The sequence below is a fragment of the Rhizobium sp. Root483D2 genome (assembly GCF_001426685.1).
Classification (GTDB): domain Bacteria; phylum Pseudomonadota; class Alphaproteobacteria; order Rhizobiales; family Rhizobiaceae; genus Pararhizobium; species Pararhizobium qamdonense.
This window is the reverse complement of sequence record NZ_LMFB01000001.1, coordinates 314,468-330,435: the sequence shown is the minus strand read 5'-3', so window position 1 is coordinate 330,435 and position 15,968 is coordinate 314,468. Positions and strand designations below refer to the sequence as shown.

16 protein-coding genes are annotated in these 15,968 nt (G+C 60.6%); 6 read left to right on the top strand and 10 right to left on the bottom strand.

Annotated features, from left to right (window positions below):
* Positions 1-54 precede the first annotated feature (54 nt).
* From ASD32_RS01540 to ASD32_RS01525, 4 genes are read left to right on the top strand one after another with little or no spacing between them, the layout of a single operon-like run.
* A complete protein-coding gene (locus ASD32_RS01540) occupies positions 55-771 on the top strand; it encodes a WbqC family protein (RefSeq protein WP_060636257.1) in 717 nt (238 codons plus the stop codon).
* Complete coding sequence (locus ASD32_RS01535) at positions 768-1,493, top strand: class I SAM-dependent methyltransferase (protein WP_060636128.1); 726 nt, start codon at positions 768-770, stop codon at positions 1,491-1,493. The genes ASD32_RS01540 and ASD32_RS01535 overlap by 4 nt, the downstream gene beginning before the upstream one ends.
* 22 nt (positions 1,494-1,515) lie before the next feature.
* Entirely contained in the window at positions 1,516-2,511 is a 996-nt protein-coding gene (locus ASD32_RS01530; RefSeq protein ID WP_060636127.1) for an ATP-grasp domain-containing protein, read from the top strand.
* Positions 2,508-3,194, top strand: coding sequence for a metallophosphoesterase family protein (locus ASD32_RS01525; protein ID WP_060636126.1), 687 nt, complete (start codon positions 2,508-2,510; stop codon positions 3,192-3,194). The genes ASD32_RS01530 and ASD32_RS01525 overlap by 4 nt, the downstream gene beginning before the upstream one ends.
* Positions 3,195-3,284: 90 nt before the next feature.
* Here the strand turns inward: ASD32_RS01525 and ASD32_RS01520 are convergent, their stop codons facing one another.
* The 10 genes from ASD32_RS01520 to ASD32_RS01475 form a co-directional block, all read right to left on the bottom strand.
* Positions 3,285-4,049, bottom strand: a complete 765-nt coding sequence (locus tag ASD32_RS01520; protein ID WP_060636125.1) for a CmcI family methyltransferase — start codon at positions 4,047-4,049, stop codon at positions 3,285-3,287.
* Between the two features lie 69 nt (positions 4,050-4,118).
* Positions 4,119-5,294, bottom strand: coding sequence for a DegT/DnrJ/EryC1/StrS family aminotransferase (locus tag ASD32_RS01515; RefSeq protein ID WP_060636124.1), 1,176 nt, complete (start codon positions 5,292-5,294; stop codon positions 4,119-4,121).
* Complete coding sequence (locus ASD32_RS01510) at positions 5,291-6,418, bottom strand: hypothetical protein (protein WP_060636123.1); 1,128 nt, start codon at positions 6,416-6,418, stop codon at positions 5,291-5,293. The genes ASD32_RS01515 and ASD32_RS01510 overlap by 4 nt, the downstream gene beginning before the upstream one ends.
* Before the next feature lie 327 nt (positions 6,419-6,745).
* Positions 6,746-7,750, bottom strand: coding sequence for a cytochrome d ubiquinol oxidase subunit II (gene cydB, locus ASD32_RS01505; RefSeq protein WP_060636122.1), 1,005 nt, complete (start codon positions 7,748-7,750; stop codon positions 6,746-6,748).
* The gene (locus ASD32_RS01500; protein WP_060636121.1) at positions 7,740-9,158 is read right to left on the bottom strand and encodes a cytochrome ubiquinol oxidase subunit I; all 1,419 of its coding nucleotides are present in this window, start codon (positions 9,156-9,158) and stop codon (positions 7,740-7,742) included. The genes cydB and ASD32_RS01500 overlap by 11 nt, the downstream gene beginning before the upstream one ends.
* Positions 9,159-9,695: 537 nt before the next feature.
* Positions 9,696-10,865, bottom strand: a complete 1,170-nt coding sequence (locus ASD32_RS01495) for a M20 aminoacylase family protein (protein ID WP_060636120.1) — start codon at positions 10,863-10,865, stop codon at positions 9,696-9,698.
* Between the two features lies 1 nt (position 10,866).
* Complete coding sequence (locus tag ASD32_RS01490) at positions 10,867-11,706, bottom strand: ABC transporter permease (RefSeq protein WP_156382999.1); 840 nt, start codon at positions 11,704-11,706, stop codon at positions 10,867-10,869.
* On the bottom strand, positions 11,703-12,431 hold the full coding sequence (locus ASD32_RS01485) for an ABC transporter permease (protein WP_060636119.1): 729 nt from the start codon (positions 12,429-12,431) through the stop codon (positions 11,703-11,705). Before ASD32_RS01485 ends, ASD32_RS01490 begins: the two co-directional genes overlap by 4 nt.
* A 211-nt stretch (positions 12,432-12,642) precedes the next feature.
* Complete coding sequence (locus ASD32_RS01480) at positions 12,643-13,425, bottom strand: transporter substrate-binding domain-containing protein (RefSeq protein ID WP_060636118.1); 783 nt, start codon at positions 13,423-13,425, stop codon at positions 12,643-12,645.
* 34 nt (positions 13,426-13,459) lie between these two features.
* Entirely contained in the window at positions 13,460-14,233 is a 774-nt protein-coding gene (locus ASD32_RS01475; protein ID WP_060636117.1) for an ATP-binding cassette domain-containing protein, read from the bottom strand.
* 210 nt (positions 14,234-14,443) lie between these two features.
* On the opposite strand from ASD32_RS01475, the gene ASD32_RS01470 reads away from it, so the two are divergent.
* Both ASD32_RS01470 and ASD32_RS01465 read left to right on the top strand, forming a co-directional pair.
* Entirely contained in the window at positions 14,444-15,322 is an 879-nt protein-coding gene (locus ASD32_RS01470) for an arginine deiminase family protein (RefSeq protein WP_060636255.1), read from the top strand.
* Entirely contained in the window at positions 15,319-15,948 is a 630-nt protein-coding gene (locus ASD32_RS01465; protein WP_060636116.1) for a TetR family transcriptional regulator C-terminal domain-containing protein, read from the top strand. Before ASD32_RS01470 ends, ASD32_RS01465 begins: the two co-directional genes overlap by 4 nt.
* Positions 15,949-15,968 lie beyond the last annotated feature (20 nt).

Sequence of the window (15,968 nt, the reverse complement as noted above, 5' to 3'; positions counted from 1 at the left end):
ATCCCAATGATGGCCGCATATGTCGGCGCCATGCGCACAATATTTGAACGGATCATGAGCCGGACCATCGTCATCTCACAATCGATGTACTTTCCCTGGGTGGGTCTGCTTGAGCAGATTCGCCTGGCGGATGTTTTCGTTCACTACGACGATGTGCAATATTCAAAGGGCAGTTTCAGCAATCGGGTTCAGATCAAGGGCGTCAACGGTACAGGCTGGATGACGCTGCCTTTGCGCGACTACCATCTGGGCCAGCGCATAGACGAGGTGCTTTTGGACAGCAGGACAGATTGGCGTGGCAAGCATCGCGAAATGTTGCGCCAGGCCTATCGCAAGGCCCCGTTTCGCGACGAGATGCTTGATGTCGTCGATCGCGTCTTTGCCGGGAAAGCCGCAACGGTTGCGGATGTATCGCGCCGGTCGATGCTGGAGCTTTCCCGCTATTTCGGTTTGGACAAGACGCAGTTTTTATCCTCGGACACGCTGCCTGTCCCTGGTGCCAGCAGCGAGCGGGTCTGCGACATCGTCGGTCATCTTCAAGGAGATGTCTACGTCACCGGGCACGGCGCTCGCGCCTATCTGAACCACGCGCTTTTCGAGGAGCGGGGTATCGCGGTGGAATATATGCACTATCAGCGCACGGCGTATCCGCAACTGCACGGCGATTTCACGCCGTATGTGACCGCTTTGGACCTCATAGCCAATTGTGGTGCGCAGGGCGCTGCCATGATTCATTCAGGAACTGTCGGTTGGAAGGAATTCACGCAATGAAGACAGAAAATCTCGATGCCGTCGCAACCGAGTACCGTCCGGATGCCGCAACGGCGATCGAAAATGATCTCATCCTCAACTGGTACCCGGAGCGCATCATCCGCCGCTTCGGTTCGGTTGGCTCCATCCTCGAATTGGGGATCGGCCATGGCTTTACGCCCGGCCTGTTCAACGCTGCCTGCGAGCGGCACGTCATCATCGAAGGCTCGCAATTCGTCATCGATCAGTTCAAGACGAAAAGCCCGGACTTCAAGGGTGAAGTTGTCTTCTCCTATTTCGAGGAATTTGAAACCGACGAGCGGTTCGACGTCATCGTCATGGGCTTCATTCTCGAGCATGTGGATGATCCGGGCATGCTCTTGGAGCGCTTCAAGACGTTTTTGAAGCCGGGCGGGCGCATCTTCGTGGCTGTTCCCAATGCCAAATCGATGAACCGGCGGCTTGGTGTCGAGCTTGGCAAGATCGACGATATCTACAGCCTCAATGCCAATGACCACGCCTTCGGCCACAAACGCCAATATTGCCGGGACACGCTCAAGCATGAAATGCAGAGCCATGGTTATGCGGTGAGCCTGGAAGAGGGTATCTACCTCAAACCCCTGCCGCTCGGCGTTTTGAAGACCCTTCCCGATTTCAAGGAAAATCTCGATGCCATGCTGCGCGTTGGCATCGATTTTCCGGATCTGTGCGTGGCGCTTCTGATGGAAGGCCAGCTGCAATGACGATGATAGGCTAGGCAATGATATGCCAAACAGTGCCGTGAAAAAGTCAGGCGAAACGATCACCGTTGTGGTGACGGCAGTCGGCGCGCTGATCGGGCAGGGGATCATCCGGTCCCTGCGGCTGTCAGGCATGTCGGTGCGGATCATCGGTGTGGATCGCGACCCCTGCGGTATTGGCCCCTTTTGGTGCGATGCGTTCTTTGCCAAGCCCGCTGTTGACGAAAGTTCGAGCGCCTATCTCGATTTCTGGAAAAACCTGCTGACCGACGAGGCCGTCAATCTCGTGCTGCCAGGGCTCGAACTCGACGTTCTGTTCTTCAGCCGCAACCGGGCCGATTTTGCCGGTCTCGATGCGCGCATCGTGCTCAATGATGCCGGGGTCATCGAGCTGGCGCAGGATAAATGGGATTTCGGCCTGGAACTGGAACGGCTCGGATTGCCGGCAATTCCGGCGCGGCTCGGAGCGGGCTGGACAGATTGTGCCCGGGAACTCGGCCTCCCGCTTTTGCTGAAGCCGCGTCAGGGCAACGGTTCGCGCGGCATCGCCGTCCTGCATGACGAGGACGATTTCAACTACTGGAGCCGCAAGAGCAAGGACGCGTTTCTCATTCAGAAATTCATCGGCAGCGATGAGCAGGAATTCACCGTCGGCGCTTTCGGCTTTGGCGATGGCACCGCGCTGCCGCCGATCATTTTTCGCCGGAAACTGTCTGTCGCCGGCAACACGCAATATGCCGAGGTCGTCGATCACAAAGTGCTGACTGACATGGTGACCCGGCTGGCGGCAATCTTCAAGCCGGTGGGGCCGACCAATTATCAGTTCCGCATGGATGGCGAAACGCCTTATCTTCTGGAGATCAACCCGCGCTTTTCCAGCAGCACGTCCCTGCGTGCCGCCTTCGGCTATAACGAGGCGGCGATGTCAGTTGAATACTATCTGCACGGCAAGAGACCCGAAACGCCCAAAATCCGCCCCGGCCGTGGCTGGCGCTATTACGAAGACCTTGTGGCACCATGATTGCGATCATTTCGGATGTTCACGGCAACCTTCCCGCACTGAAGGCCGTGCTTGAAAAGATCGATGCGCTCGGATGCAAGACCATCATCTCGCTCGGGGACGTCGTTGGTTACTATGCCCAGCCGGGCGAATGCGTCGATCTGCTGCGCCGAAGGGGGATCGTCAACATCCTCGGCAATCACGATCATTATATCGTCAGCGGCGAGGGCTGCCCCCGCTCGAAGCTGGTGTCGGATATTACCGAGTATCAGCGCGGTATCATCACGCCGGATCAGGTCGCATGGCTCGCCCAGTCCCGGTCCACCATAACAGACGGCTCGACCTGTTTCGTCCACGGTGGCTGGCAGGATCCGGTCGATCAGTATCTCTATGCGATCGCAGAAACGGATATTCCCACCGGGGCCGAAACGCTCTTTGCCGGGCATACGCATGTGCAGGTTCTGCTTGACGTGAACGGCAAGACCTTCTGCAATCCCGGCGCCGTTGGCCAGCCACGCGACGGCGATCCGCGCGCTGCATTTGCCACCTATGAGAACGGGCGGATCGAGCTGCGCCGGGCCGACTATGACATCGACCAGACCGCCTTTCATATGAGGGAAGCCGGTTTCCCGGCCAAATGCTATGAAAACCTCTATATCGGCGCGCAGATCGGTGGCCGGATCGATAAGATCGTGCTGGCCTGAAGCTTCTATTGGCGTTCCACGTCAAGTGCAAAGCGGCTTGCGCGGTGCCGATGCATGGCGCAAGACTCTTTGTCTGTGTGGCGTGTGTGGTCAGGCCGGATCGGGCAGGCGGACGCAATAACCGCCTGGCGATGAGGCAAGAACGAGCTTGCCGTTGATGACCGGATCGACCTCAAAACGGTCTGTTTCCTTCAGATAATCGTTGAGCGCGGTCAGTGGATCATTGCCGCGGAACCAGGACTTTGAGCGTTTTTTCGGAGACTGATCCTCGCCCACATGCCCAACGGCCGTATCGGCAACGACGAGGTAGCAGCCCGGCGTCACCAGCGGACCGTAAGCGCGGCATTCGGCAAGGACGTGGCCATAGGAATGATCGCTGTCGAGAACCACCATCACCCGTGCACCTTGGGGGATCAGATCGCGCACGGCATCGAGCGTGCTGTCATCGACAGAGCCGCCTTCGATAAGCGCAATGCGGCTGGCCATCGGATGCGTCTCGATGGCTTCGCGGTTATGTGCGCGAATGTCGATATCGACACCGATCACCTTGGCCTTGTCGTTGCCGGTCATGGCCAGGATCGACGCCATGAAAATCATCGAGCCGCCGCGCGCAACACCGGTCTCGATGATGATGTCGGGCTTCGTGTTCCAGATGATTTCCTGCGTCGCCATGATATCGGCGGGAAGCTGAATGATTGGAACCCCCATCCAGCTCCAGAGGTAGGAATAGTCATAGGTATCGAGCGCAATCATCGTATCGATCGACTGCCTGAAAACCTGTGTGTCCCTGCCGAGCGCCAGGCACATTTGTTCTTTATGGGCCTCAAACTCCTGGCGGTCGTCGGTTGTCGTCATGGGACTTGCCTTTGTCGGTGAAGGCGGCCGTCTGAGGCCGTGTGGGAGGCGGCGGACTGCGCCGGTGTTTCAGGCGGATTTCGCCATCGGTGGTTTGCCCGTGATGCGGCTGCTGGTCAGGCTGTCGATGACGTCGGTGACGCGGTCGATGACGTCGGTGACGCGGTCGATCTCCGCCTTGGTCATGTCGTGATAGCTCGGCAGGTTGATGGCGCGCTCCGGGATATCCCAGGCATGCCGGTTTTCGCGCCGCTCCGCAAACATCGGCAGGCTCGTCAAGGGGTGGAAGAAAACGCGCGCATCGATATTGGCCGCAGCGAATGCCTGCTGCAGCAGTTCGCGGGTGATGCCGGTATCGCGATCGAACACGGCCGTCGGCATCCAGGCGCCGTTGATGGTGCCGGCATTTTCGGGGTTGAGGCTGATGCCCGGATAGACTTTCAGCTTGTCTGCATAGCTCGCGAGAATCGCGCGTTTGCGAGCGATCAGCTCTTCGACCCGCTCGAGCTGGGCGCAGCCAAGCGCGGCCTGGATGTTCGACATCTTGTATTTGAAGCCGATATCATCCGGCCAGAATTGTTTTTTCTGGTTGCGGGCGCGGCCATGATTGCTGAGTGTCAGCACCTTTTCGTAAAGGGCGCTGTCGCTGGTCACGAACATGCCGCCTTCGCCTGTCGTCAGCGTCTTGGTGCCGTGAAAGGAGAAAGTGCCGAAGGTTCCCATCGATCCCGCGCGCCGGCCGTGCCATTGCGACCCGATCGCCTCGGCAGCATCTTCGATCACCGGGATGCCGTGGCGGCGGCCAATATCCAGCAGCCGGTCCATGTCGCAGAGATTGCCGTAGATATGAGTTGCGATGATCGCTTTGGTTCTTTGCGTCACGTGGCGCTCGACCTCGGCCGGATCGATGCACCAGCTGCCGGGCAGGATATCGACAAAGACCGGCGTGGCACCGAGATGGACGATGGGGGCGGCTGTGGCAATCCAGTTCGTGTCGGCGAGGATCACCTCGTCGCCGCGCCGGATCCCGAGTGCGCTCAGGCCCATATGCATGGCGCCGGTGCAGCTGGATGTGGCGATGGCATGGGCGGCGCCGAGATGCTGGCGGAAACCGTCCTCGAACCGGACGATATAGTCGTAGCAGCGATCGCCCCAGCCATTGGCGGCGGCGTCAGCCGCGTAGGCAACCTCCAGCTCGGTGATCGAAGGCCGTGTATAGGAAATTCTCGGCGCGGCCTCGGTCATGCGGCTCTGTTGTCCTTGGTATAGAGCGCGCCGCCGCAGATCAGCCCGATCGGCGCGAGCATCAGCCGGACCGTTCTGTAGAATTCCCGGGCGTCGCGGGCGCCGGCGATAAACCGGTCGATCAGCAGCACGCCGTCATGCAGGCCGCGCCGTTCATCCCTCTGCCGGATCTCATGATATTCCGGCCGGAAGACCGGTGCGAGATGGCCGCCTTCGAACGCCTGCAGCGCGGCAAAATAGGCATTGCCCTTGGTTTTGAAGGCCTCGCGGTCCGTCTCCATCATGCAGTCGATCATCAGTGCCCGCACAAAGGCTTCGCTGGCGCCGGACCACGGCGTATCGAGTTCGCGCAGGACATGGAACTGGACCTCTGCCACCGCACCGGCAAGGCCGATGCCGGAATGGAAAGGGAAATTCCAGGGGTGAAGCGGCGGTTGGGCGGCAAGGGGTACGATGTCGATCGCCGACATGGGCCGGGCACAGAAAGCGAGCTCATTGGCAAACAGAAGCACCTTGGCCGCCCATTCATATTGCGGCGATGGCGTTGACCAGTCCTGCGGCTCAGGCAATTGCAACAGCACGTCCAGCAGCGAGCGCCGGATGGCGGCGTGATAGAGGCCGAAAGGCATTTTCGGCACGTTCAGGCTGTTTTCCCAATAGAAAAAAGCCTTCAGCATGGCGGTCTTGTCGAATGTCTCGATATGGTAATTGGCGGGAATGGCAATCGAGCTTGCCTTGCCGGGTTCGGCATGGCGGTCGATCTGGAAAGCATTCCACGCAAGCGCATCGACATTGGGCGAGGTGGTTTCGAGAAAGGCGACCATCGTGGCGAGATCGCTTTCAACGATGTCCGATGGATTGATCAGCGCCACCCAGTCGCCCTTGGCAGCCTGAGCCGCCTGGCGCCAGAGATGCTGGCGGGCCGCACCGGCGGCTGCATCGGCAATGGAGATATTGGCGCCGCCGGCTGCAAGCTCGACGACGCCCTTTGGGAGCGCGACATCCGCCGGCTTTGCAATGACGATCTCGAAATCGTTGCTTTGCTTTTCCAGAAGCATCGCCACCAGCGCCAAAACGTCCGGCGCGGCGGTTTCCACGGGAATGCAGATCGAGAGTTTGGTCATGGCTTGCCTCGTGCGTATCGCGGTCGCCGCCCGGGCGCCACCGCGAGCGGCGCTTCCTGAAGGCTGGTCACATCAGCAGGCAAGTCCCTTCTGCACCAAGGAGGGTGCGGTCCTGTCTCGCAGCGGAAGGCATTGCCTGCTGATATGTGCTTTAGAGGTAGCGCGGGAAACTTGAGCGAAGCTTTGCATCGAGGATGGCGAACCCGGCGCGTCAGGCGCCGAGCGAGAGTTTGATGGCAAAGCCGATGATCGTGACGGTCAGCACGCCGAGCAACCACAGGCCGACGAACCACAGGAGCTTTTTTGCGACGCTGTTTTCGCTTGGCATCAGTGGTAGCCCTCCTCGGGATCGATCTTGCCGCGAAACACCCAATAGGCATAGCCGGTATAGATCAGGATGATCGGGACCAGGAAGGCCGCGCCCCATAACAGGAAGGCAAGGCTGGAATCCGGCGCTGCGGCATCCCAGATGGTCACCGATGGCGGCACCATATAGGGGTAGAAGCTGATGCCGATGCCGGCAAAGCCGAGCACGAACAGCCCGAGTGCCGCCAGAAACGGCTGCGCGTCACGCTTGGCGCGGATGCCGATCAGCAGGAGCGCAAAGCAGCCGAGCACCAGCACCGGCACGATGACGCTGAAGATCGCCGTCGGCCAGCTGAACCAGCGTTCCAGGTAGATGGGTTCGAGGAACGGCGTCCACAGGCTGACGATGCCCATGGCGGCGATCGTGGCAAAGCAGGTGCGCAGCGCCACCTTGCGGGCTTTTTCAGCGAGATCGCCGGTGGTCTTCAGGATCAGCCAGGTCGAGCCGAGAAGTGCATAGCCGATCAGGATGGCAAAGCCGGTGGCGATGGAAAACGGCGTCAGCCAATCCCACCAGGCCCCAGCATAGGCGCGGTTTGCAACCGGGATGCCCTGCACCAGGGCGCCGAGCGCCACCCCTTGCGCAAACGCCGCAATCATCGAGCCGCCGGCAAAGGCCCAGTTCCACAGGAATTCGCCGCGGCGGGTGCGCCAGCGATATTCGAAGGCAACGCCGCGAAAGACCAGGCCGAGCAGCATGGCGATGATCGGCGCATAGAGGGCCGAAAGGATGACCGAATAGGCGAGCGGAAAGACTGCGAGCAAACCGCCGCCGCCAAGCACCAGCCAGGTCTCGTTGCCGTCCCAGACCGGGGCGACGGAGTTCATCATCACGTCGCGGTCGCGCTTTTCCGGAAAGAACGGAAAGAGGATCCCGACGCCAAGATCGAAACCGTCGAGAATGACATAGGCGAGCACCGCAAAGGCGATGATGGCGGCCCAGACAAAAGGAAGATCAATGACCATGATGGCTGCTCCCATGGGTGTGTCCGGTCGCGGGTCCCGGCATGATGCCGGAGGTTCTGATCGGCCCGTCGTCGAGATCGGGCATCGGATCGCGCGGCAGGCGCTTCATCAGCCGCAGGATGTAGAAGGTGCCGGCGCCGAAGACGAAGAAATAGACGACGATGAAGGCGATCAGCGAGGCGGCGACGGCCGGGGCTGCAATCGGTGAGATCGAGTCCGCCGTCAGCAGCTGGCCGTAGATCGTGTAGGGCTGGCGGCCGACTTCGGTGGTGATCCAGCCGGCGAGGACCGCAACGAAACCGGCGGGCCCCATCGTAACGGCTGCCCGATGCAGCCAGTCGCTGCTGTCGAGCGTGCCCCTGAGGCGACACCACAGGCTCCACAGGCCGATGCCGAGCATGGCAAACCCGATACCCACCATGACCCGGAAAGACCAGAAGACGACGGCGACCGGCGGCTCGAGATTGTCCGGGATGGTATCGAGGCCGGCAAGCGGCGCGTTCAGGTCATGCTTGAGGATCAGGCTTGAGAGTTTCGGGATTTCGACCGCGTAGTCGATGCGTTTTTCCGCCGTATTCGGAATACCAAACAGGATCAGCGGCGCGCCATCGGGATGGCTGTCGAAATGGCCTTCCATCGCCATGACCTTCACCGGCTGGTGTTCCAGCGTGTTCAGGCCATGGAAGTCGCCGGCCATGATCTGGATCGGCGCAACGATCGTCGCCATCCACATGGCCATCGAAAACATCGTGCGCGAGCGGCGCGGCGCGGTGTTTTTCAAGAGATGCCAGGCGCCGACGGCGCCGACCACGAAAGCGGTGGTGAGATAGGCGGCCAGCACCATATGCACCAGGCGGTAGGGGAATGAAGGATTGAAGATCACCTTCCACCAGTCGAGCGGAATGAACTGTCCTGCCTCGTTCATGCCGAAGCCTGCCGGCGTCTGCATCCAGGAATTGACGGCAAGAATCCAGGTGGCAGAGATCAGCGTGCCGAAGGCGACCATAAAGGTGGCAAGAAAATGCAGTTTCGGGCCGACGCGGTTGAGCCCGAACAGCATGACGCCGAGGAAGCCGGCCTCGAGAAAGAAGGCGGTCAGCACCTCATAGCCCATCAGAGGACCGATGACCGGCCCGGCCTTGTCGGAAAACACGCTCCAGTTGGTGCCGAACTGGTAGGACATGACGATGCCCGATACGACGCCCATGCCGAAGGCCACGGCAAAGATCGTCTTCCAGAAATTGAACAGATCCATATAGACCTGGTCTTTCTTCCACAGCCACAGGGCCTCCAGCACCGCGAGATAGCTCGCAAGGCCGATGGAGAAGGCTGGGAAGATGATGTGAAACGACACTGTAAAGGCAAATTGAATACGGGCGAGCAACGTCGCGTCAAAACTCTCGAACACGGTACAATCCTTTCGAGGGTCTGGCTGCCGTCTCCTGGTTTCTCCACCGCCACGGTTTGTCCCCGTCGTGGCGGATGAGCATGACGCTGGACCCCTGGGCCATAGTCTGCGCCAATAGCGCTGGAAATCAATGACATCGGCGCAACCATGATGTCACACTGCGACAATGTTCCACCTGCGGCATAGTTGCATCCGGCAGGCCTTATGTATGCGCACCGTCACGGATCGGATAATGCGGGAGGGATTGTCTCGAAACGCGGCATCGGTAAAATTTTAATGGTTCGCTTAAGTGTGCCGCAAACGCTGGCGGCTATGGTTAGTTATCGAAGAACGGAACCTGCCGGACGGCCCTGTTGCATGATGACATCAGCGCCTTTGCCAGGCTTCGATCTTGATGGGCTGCACCGCCGGTCAAAGCTTTTGCCGCCGCGTGCAGGCCCGGAAATTTGATGGATCGCACCTTGCGATGGACGTGCCTACACTGTCCCGACTTGCCGCAGGAACGTCCCTTCCTGCGGCTTTTTCTTTTTTGAAATGTCAGGTCCGGGCGAGATAGGCTTCCGCCAGCTCGGTCCAGAACGCGGCGCCGACCGGCAAAAGGTCGTCGTTGAAATTGTAGCCGGGGTGATGGAGCGATTTCTCATTCCCGGTGACGCTGGAGCCGAGGAAGAAATAGGTGCCCGGCCGGTCCTTCAGCATATAGGCAAAGTCCTCGCTGCCCATGAAGGCGCGCTCGAGATCGACGACCTTGTCGGCGCCGGCAAAACGGATCGCCAGATCGCGGACGAAATCGGTTTCCGCCTTGTGGTTGATCGTCGCGTCGTAGCTGCGGGTATAATCGACGCTTGCCCGCATGCCGTAGCTTGCCGCCTGGTTTTCGGCGATCAGCCGGATGCGGCGTTCCAGTTCGTCACGCACCTTGGGATCGAAGGAGCGGATGCCGACGACGATTTCGGCGCGTTCGGGAATGATGTTGCTGGCCGAACCGCTGTGAAACGAGCCGACGGTGATGACGGTCGGGTCCATCGGGTGGATGTTGCGCGAGACGATCGACTGCAGGGCCATGACGATCGAGGCGCCGCAGACGATCGGGTCTGCGGTTTCCTGCGGTTCGGCGCCGTGACCGCCCAGCCCATGAACGGTGATCCGTGCCTCATCCACCGCAGCCATGATCGGGCCTTCGCGCAGCGCGAACTGGCCAAACGGTAATCCCGGCTCGTTGTGGAGCGCAAACACGGCGTCGCAGGGGAATTTATTGAACAGGCCTTCGTCCATCATGATCTTGGCGCCGCCGAAATTCTCTTCCGCCGGCTGGAAGATCAGATGCACGGTACCGTCGAAATTCTTGCGCTCGGCAATGGCGCGGGCCGCACCCAGAAGCATGGTCGTGTGGCCGTCATGGCCGCAGGCATGCATCAGGCCGGGGGTTTTCGAGGCGTAGTCAAGGCCGGTTTCCTCGAAGATGGGCAGCGCATCCATGTCGGCGCGAATGCCGATCGAGCGGTTGCTTGTGCCGTTCTTCAGCGTGGCGACGAGGCCGGTCTTGGCGAGGCCCCGTGTCACCGTGTAGCCAAGGCCTTCCAGGCATGTGGCGACGAAATTGGAGGTGCGGACCTCCTCAAGCCCCAGTTCCGGATGGGCGTGCAGGTCGCGGCGGATGGCCACCAGTTCAGGCATGGAGTTGGTCAGGTTCACATTGACAGTCATATCAGGCACCACGGGTTGGTATGCGATTTTCGAGGTAGCGGAAGGCGACGACCAGGATTCCGGTCAGGCACATGTAGATCAGCGCAAGCAGCAGCAGCGGCTCGTAGGTGATGTAGGTATCCTGCCGGACCTTGGAGATCACGGCATAGACGTCGATGACGGTAATTGTGGCAACCAGGGGCGTCGCCTTCAATTGCAGCACGGTCTCGCCGTTCAGCGTCGGCAATGCCCGGTGAATGGCGCGCGGCAGCCAGATGCGGCGAAACAGCGTCCATCGGCTCATGCCATAGGCTCGCGCCGCCTCGATTTCGCCGGCCGGAACGCCGGCAAAGGCGCCGCGCATGACCTCGCCTTCATAGGCTGCAAAGGAGATCGTCAGCGCCGCCACCCCATAGGGCCAGGATTCGCGTAGATAGGGCCACAGGAACGACTGGCGGATGGCGGGGAACTGCGGAAACAGCGAGCCCAACCCATAATAGAGAAGCCAGAGCTGCAACAGAAGCGGCGTGCCGCGAACGACGGTGCAGAACCCTTTCGCCAGCGCTTTCAGCGGCCAGGGACCGGTCACCTGCACCAGTCCGAGCGGTACGGCCAAGAGAAAGCCCAAAATCGACGTGCTGAACAGCATGGCCAGCGTGATCATGATGCCATAGCCGAGCCGCGGCAGATATTGCGGAATCCAGTCCCAGCGCATGAACCAGACGATGCAGAAGATCAAAGCGGCTGCGATCGCCAGGAGAACGATGCGGTGCGGCTTGAAAAAACTTGCAGCCGTCGGCAGGTCTTCCGGCGTGATTGCCATGGCATGCGTGGTGACGTCGGTGGCGGGGGTCTCGCTCATGATTGCTCCACGAAACCGCGCCGGGCCCGGCGCTCGATGAAGCGGATGATGAGATCGGAAATGAGGGTCAGCATCAGGTAGAGCACGCCTGCGGCACAGAAGAACAGCAGATACGCCTTGGTGGATCCGGCCGCCTGCCTCGTGACCAGCGTCAGTTCGGAGAAGCCGACGACGGCCAGCAGCGCCGTATCCTTGGTGGCGATCAGCCAGAGATTGGAAAGTCCGGGAATGGCATAGGGCAGCATGGCGGGCAGGGTGACACGGGTCATGACCTTGAACGGAGACATGCCATAGGCGCGCGCCGCCTCGATCTGCCCGGCCGGCACCGCCTTGATGGCGCCGCGCAGCACCTCGGTCGTATAGGCGCCCTGCACCACGCCAATGACGAAGATGCCCGCGACCAGCCCGCTAATGTCCACCTGGCCGATGCCCACGAGCCCAAGCACGTAATTGAGCGCATCGGTTCCGGCATAATAGAGCAGCAGGATCAGGACCAGTTCCGGCACCGCGCGCACGATGGTCGTATAGCATTCCATCAGATCGCGGGTGATCGGGCCGCCATAGAGCTTGCCGCAGGCGCCGCCGATGCCGAGCAAAAGGCCGAACGCATAACCGCCGATGGCGATCTCGATGGAGTTGAGAAGGCCGCGCAGCAACACCCCGCCCCAGCCGGGCGGCTCCAATGCCAGAAGGCTCCAGTTTATGAAGGATACGGGATCGGCCATGGGTCCTCTTTACCGGGAGCTCTGCGTCTGTGGCATCACCCCCCTCTGTCACTGCGTGACATCTCCCCCTCAAGGGGGGAGATCATTCTTTTCCCGCACCGGCTTCGTTGTCGTGGACGCACAGTAGATGCGGTCAATCTCCCCCCCTTGAGGAGGAGATGTCGGCGTCGCCGACAGAGGGGGGGTGAGCCCTCCGCAGGCGCTCAGCGCATCACTGCCCGTAAACGTCGAAGTCGAAATACTTCTTCGAGAACGTGTCGTAGGTGCCGTTGGCGCGGATCGCCTTGATGGCGGCGTTCAGCTTGGTTTTCAGTTCGTCTTCGCCCTTGCGGATGCCGATGCCGACACCGGCGCCGAGGATGGCCGGGTCATCCTTGACCATGCCCTTCAAGTCGCAGCATTCCTTGCCCTGGTCGCTCTTCAGGAAGGCGCCAAGTGCGATGGAATCGGCCTGAACGGCGTCGAGACGGCCGGCGGCGAGGTCGTTATTGGCTTCGTCCTGCGTCTGGTATTCCTTCACGGTCGCGCCATTTTCACCGAAATATTTCGAGGCATAAACCTGGTGGATAGTCGAAACCTGGACGCCGATCGTCTTGCCCTTCAGGCCTTCCGGCGTGGCTTCAAACGTTTCGCTCTTTGGGCCGATGACGCCCGTCGGGGTGTTGTAATACTTATCGGTGAAATCGATGGTCTTCAGGCGTTCCTCGGTGATCGACATCGAGCCGATGATCATGTCGATCTTCTTGGAGGTCAGTGCCGGAATGATACCATCCCAGGCCACGGGCGTGATCACGCACTCGAGCTTGGCTTCGGCGCAGATCGCCTTTTCAAACTCCACTTCCCAGCCTTCCCAGTTGCCGGATGCGTCCGGCGAGGTGAACGGCGGATAGGGCTCGGCCGCAAAGCCGACCTTCAGCGGTTCGGCAGCGACGGCACCGGCGGCAACGATGCCGAGCGCAAGCGACAGGGCGATGGTTTTGAGCGTCTTTTTCATGCTGTTCCCTTTTTTGTTTTCGTGGTTTTTGGTCTTAGTGGATGGAGCTGATGAATTTTTTCAGGCGTTCGGATTTCGGATTGCCGAAGATCTCGTCCGGCGTTCCCTGTTCGTCGATGACGCCGTCGGCGAGGAAGACGATGTGATTGGCGACGTTGCGCGCAAATTTCATCTCGTGGGTGACCAGGATCATTGTCCGCTTTTCCTTGGCGAGGTCACCAATCACGGTCAGCACTTCGCCGACCAACTGCGGATCGAGCGCCGAGGTCGGCTCGTCGAACAGCATGACCAACGGCTGGATCGCAAGCGCGCGGGCAATGGCCGCACGCTGCTGCTGGCCGCCGGAGAGAAAGGCGGGATAAGCATCGCGCTTCTCGAACAGGCCGACCCTGCGCAGGAGCGCTTCGCCGGTGGCCGTTGCCTCATCCTTGGATTTGCCGAGCACATGGACCGGAACTTCGATGACGTTCTGGAGGATGGTCATGTGTTGCCACAGATTGAAGCTCTGGAACACCATGCCGAGCTGAGTGCGCAGACGCTGCACCTGTTTGCGGTCGGAAGGCATTAGCCCGCCGTGACCGTCCTTCTTCATGGCGATCGTTTCGCCATGCACCGTGACCGAGCCGGATGTCGGCAGTTCCAGCATGTTGATACAGCGCAGGAAGGTCGATTTGCCCGAACCGCTGCCGCCGATGATGGCGATCACGTCGCCTTCATTCGCAGTCAATGAAACGCCCTTGAGCACTTCCAGCGGCCCGAAACGTTTGTGGAGGTTTGTAACCGCAATCGCCTGGGCTGGTTCCGTCATGAAAAGTCAGTCCTGTCGAGACAGGTCGCCACGTCTGAACGCATGAAAACAGTTCCCCTGTTTGTCTGTCGTGCGGCATTTTTGCCTGTCACGCTGTTCCATGAAACGCATCGTGGCACTTGTGCAGAAATTATTCAACCGTATAATAATTTCGACGCTGCTTTTTCTGGCAGCCCTCGCTAATGAACAATTTTCCAACAGGAGTAGATGATGACGGCATATGGTTCGCAGGAGATGTCGGCCAATCTGGCACGCGTGTTGATGCGGCGTCCGGGCGCAAGCCTTGCGTCTGCCGATCCTGCGAAATGGCACTACGGTCCGACCTTTGACGGTGAAAAGGCGGTGCACCAATATACCGAATTCGCCCGCCTTGTGGAAAAGTCCGGTGCCGAAATCCTGTGGCTGGAAGACAAGGGCGACGGGCTTGCCGACGCCATGTTCACCCATGATCCCTCTTTGATGTCAAACCACGGCGCCATCCTCCTGCGCATGGGCAAGCCGCTGCGCGAAAAGGAAACGGCGCTGCACGAGGCAGCCTACAAGGCGGCCGGCATTCCGATCTTGGGCCGCATCCTTGCGCCGGGCACCGTCGAAGGTGGCGATTGCATCTGGCTCGACGCCGAGACGCTGGTCGTCGGCCGTGGCGTGCGCACCAATGAAGACGGCATCGCCCAGTTGACAGAGATGCTCGATCCGCATGGGATCACCGTGCTTGGCTATGACCTGCCGCTCTGGCACGGCGAGGAGGCCTGCCTGCACCTGATGTCGGTGATGAGCCCGCTGTCGCGTGATCTGGCGCTGGTGTTTGCGCCGCTCCTGCCGGCCGCCTTCTATCAGCTCCTGAAGGAATGGGGCATCACCCTGATCGAGGCGCCGGCCGACGAGTTCCATGCCAGCAATGGTCTGAGCCTTAACGTCCTGCCGGTCCGCCCGAACGAAGTGATCATGGTTGCCGGCTTTCCCAAGACCAAGGCTGCGATGGAAGCGGCGGGCTGCAAGGTCGAGACCTTCGAGGCCGACGCGCTGTGCATTGCCTGCGAAGGCGGCCCGACCTGCCTGACCCGGCCGGTCCTGCGGCGGGCTGCATGAACCGCCGGACGTTCCATCGCGCGCCGGAGGGGGAGCGGCGGCAGGAGTTGATCGAGGCAACCCTCGATACGATTGCCGAGCTTGGCCTGCGCGGTGCGACCGTCCGCCAGATCGCCATCCGGGCCGGCGTCACCGCCGGCCTCGTGCGGCATTATTTCGCCTCCAAGGACCAGATGGTGGAGGAGGCCTACCGTTCGGTTCTGGCCACTTTCGCCGCCAAGGCAACGGATGTCACCGGCGATCCGGGCACGCGGCTGAAGCGCTTCATCACGCTGAACCTGACAGCCCCGGTCGCCAATGACCGCAGCCTGTCGCTCTGGGCATCGTTTATCAGCCAGGTGCGGCTCGATCCGGAGCTCGCCGCCATCCACCGCGAAGGCTATCTCGGTTTCCGCAACGATTTGCAGGGCTTGATCGGCGATTTTCTGAGGGCACAGGGCAAGCCTTCCGGCGAAGCCGAGTGCCGCCGCCACGCCATTGCCATCAATGGCATGATAGACGGGCTGTGGCTGGAGGCTTGCCTTGCGGGCGAGCTTTTCGAGGAGGCCGAGCTTGTGGCCATCGCCGTGTCGTCGAGCGAGGCCCTGCTGGGATTGCCGTTCGGCGGGAACGAACACGATTTTTGACTGAGGGTAGGAGACCCCCT

Coding starts and splice junctions, on each gene's coding strand:
- ASD32_RS01540 (WP_060636257.1), top strand. CDS start 55: ATGAGCCGGACCATCGTCATCTCACAATCGATGTACTTTCCCTGGGTG.
- ASD32_RS01535 (WP_060636128.1), top strand. CDS start 768: ATGAAGACAGAAAATCTCGATGCCGTCGCAACCGAGTACCGTCCGGAT.
- ASD32_RS01530 (WP_060636127.1), top strand. CDS start 1,516: ATGCCAAACAGTGCCGTGAAAAAGTCAGGCGAAACGATCACCGTTGTG.
- ASD32_RS01525 (WP_060636126.1), top strand. CDS start 2,508: ATGATTGCGATCATTTCGGATGTTCACGGCAACCTTCCCGCACTGAAG.
- ASD32_RS01520 (WP_060636125.1), bottom strand. CDS start 4,049: ATGACGACAACCGACGACCGCCAGGAGTTTGAGGCCCATAAAGAACAA.
- ASD32_RS01515 (WP_060636124.1), bottom strand. CDS start 5,294: ATGACCGAGGCCGCGCCGAGAATTTCCTATACACGGCCTTCGATCACC.
- ASD32_RS01510 (WP_060636123.1), bottom strand. CDS start 6,418: ATGACCAAACTCTCGATCTGCATTCCCGTGGAAACCGCCGCGCCGGAC.
- cydB (WP_060636122.1), bottom strand. CDS start 7,750: ATGGTCATTGATCTTCCTTTTGTCTGGGCCGCCATCATCGCCTTTGCG.
- ASD32_RS01495 (WP_060636120.1), bottom strand. CDS start 10,865: ATGACTGTCAATGTGAACCTGACCAACTCCATGCCTGAACTGGTGGCC.
- ASD32_RS01490 (WP_156382999.1), bottom strand. CDS start 11,706: ATGAGCGAGACCCCCGCCACCGACGTCACCACGCATGCCATGGCAATC.
- ASD32_RS01485 (WP_060636119.1), bottom strand. CDS start 12,431: ATGGCCGATCCCGTATCCTTCATAAACTGGAGCCTTCTGGCATTGGAG.
- ASD32_RS01480 (WP_060636118.1), bottom strand. CDS start 13,425: ATGAAAAAGACGCTCAAAACCATCGCCCTGTCGCTTGCGCTCGGCATC.
- ASD32_RS01475 (WP_060636117.1), bottom strand. CDS start 14,233: ATGACGGAACCAGCCCAGGCGATTGCGGTTACAAACCTCCACAAACGT.
- ASD32_RS01470 (WP_060636255.1), top strand. CDS start 14,444: ATGACGGCATATGGTTCGCAGGAGATGTCGGCCAATCTGGCACGCGTG.
- ASD32_RS01465 (WP_060636116.1), top strand. CDS start 15,319: ATGAACCGCCGGACGTTCCATCGCGCGCCGGAGGGGGAGCGGCGGCAG.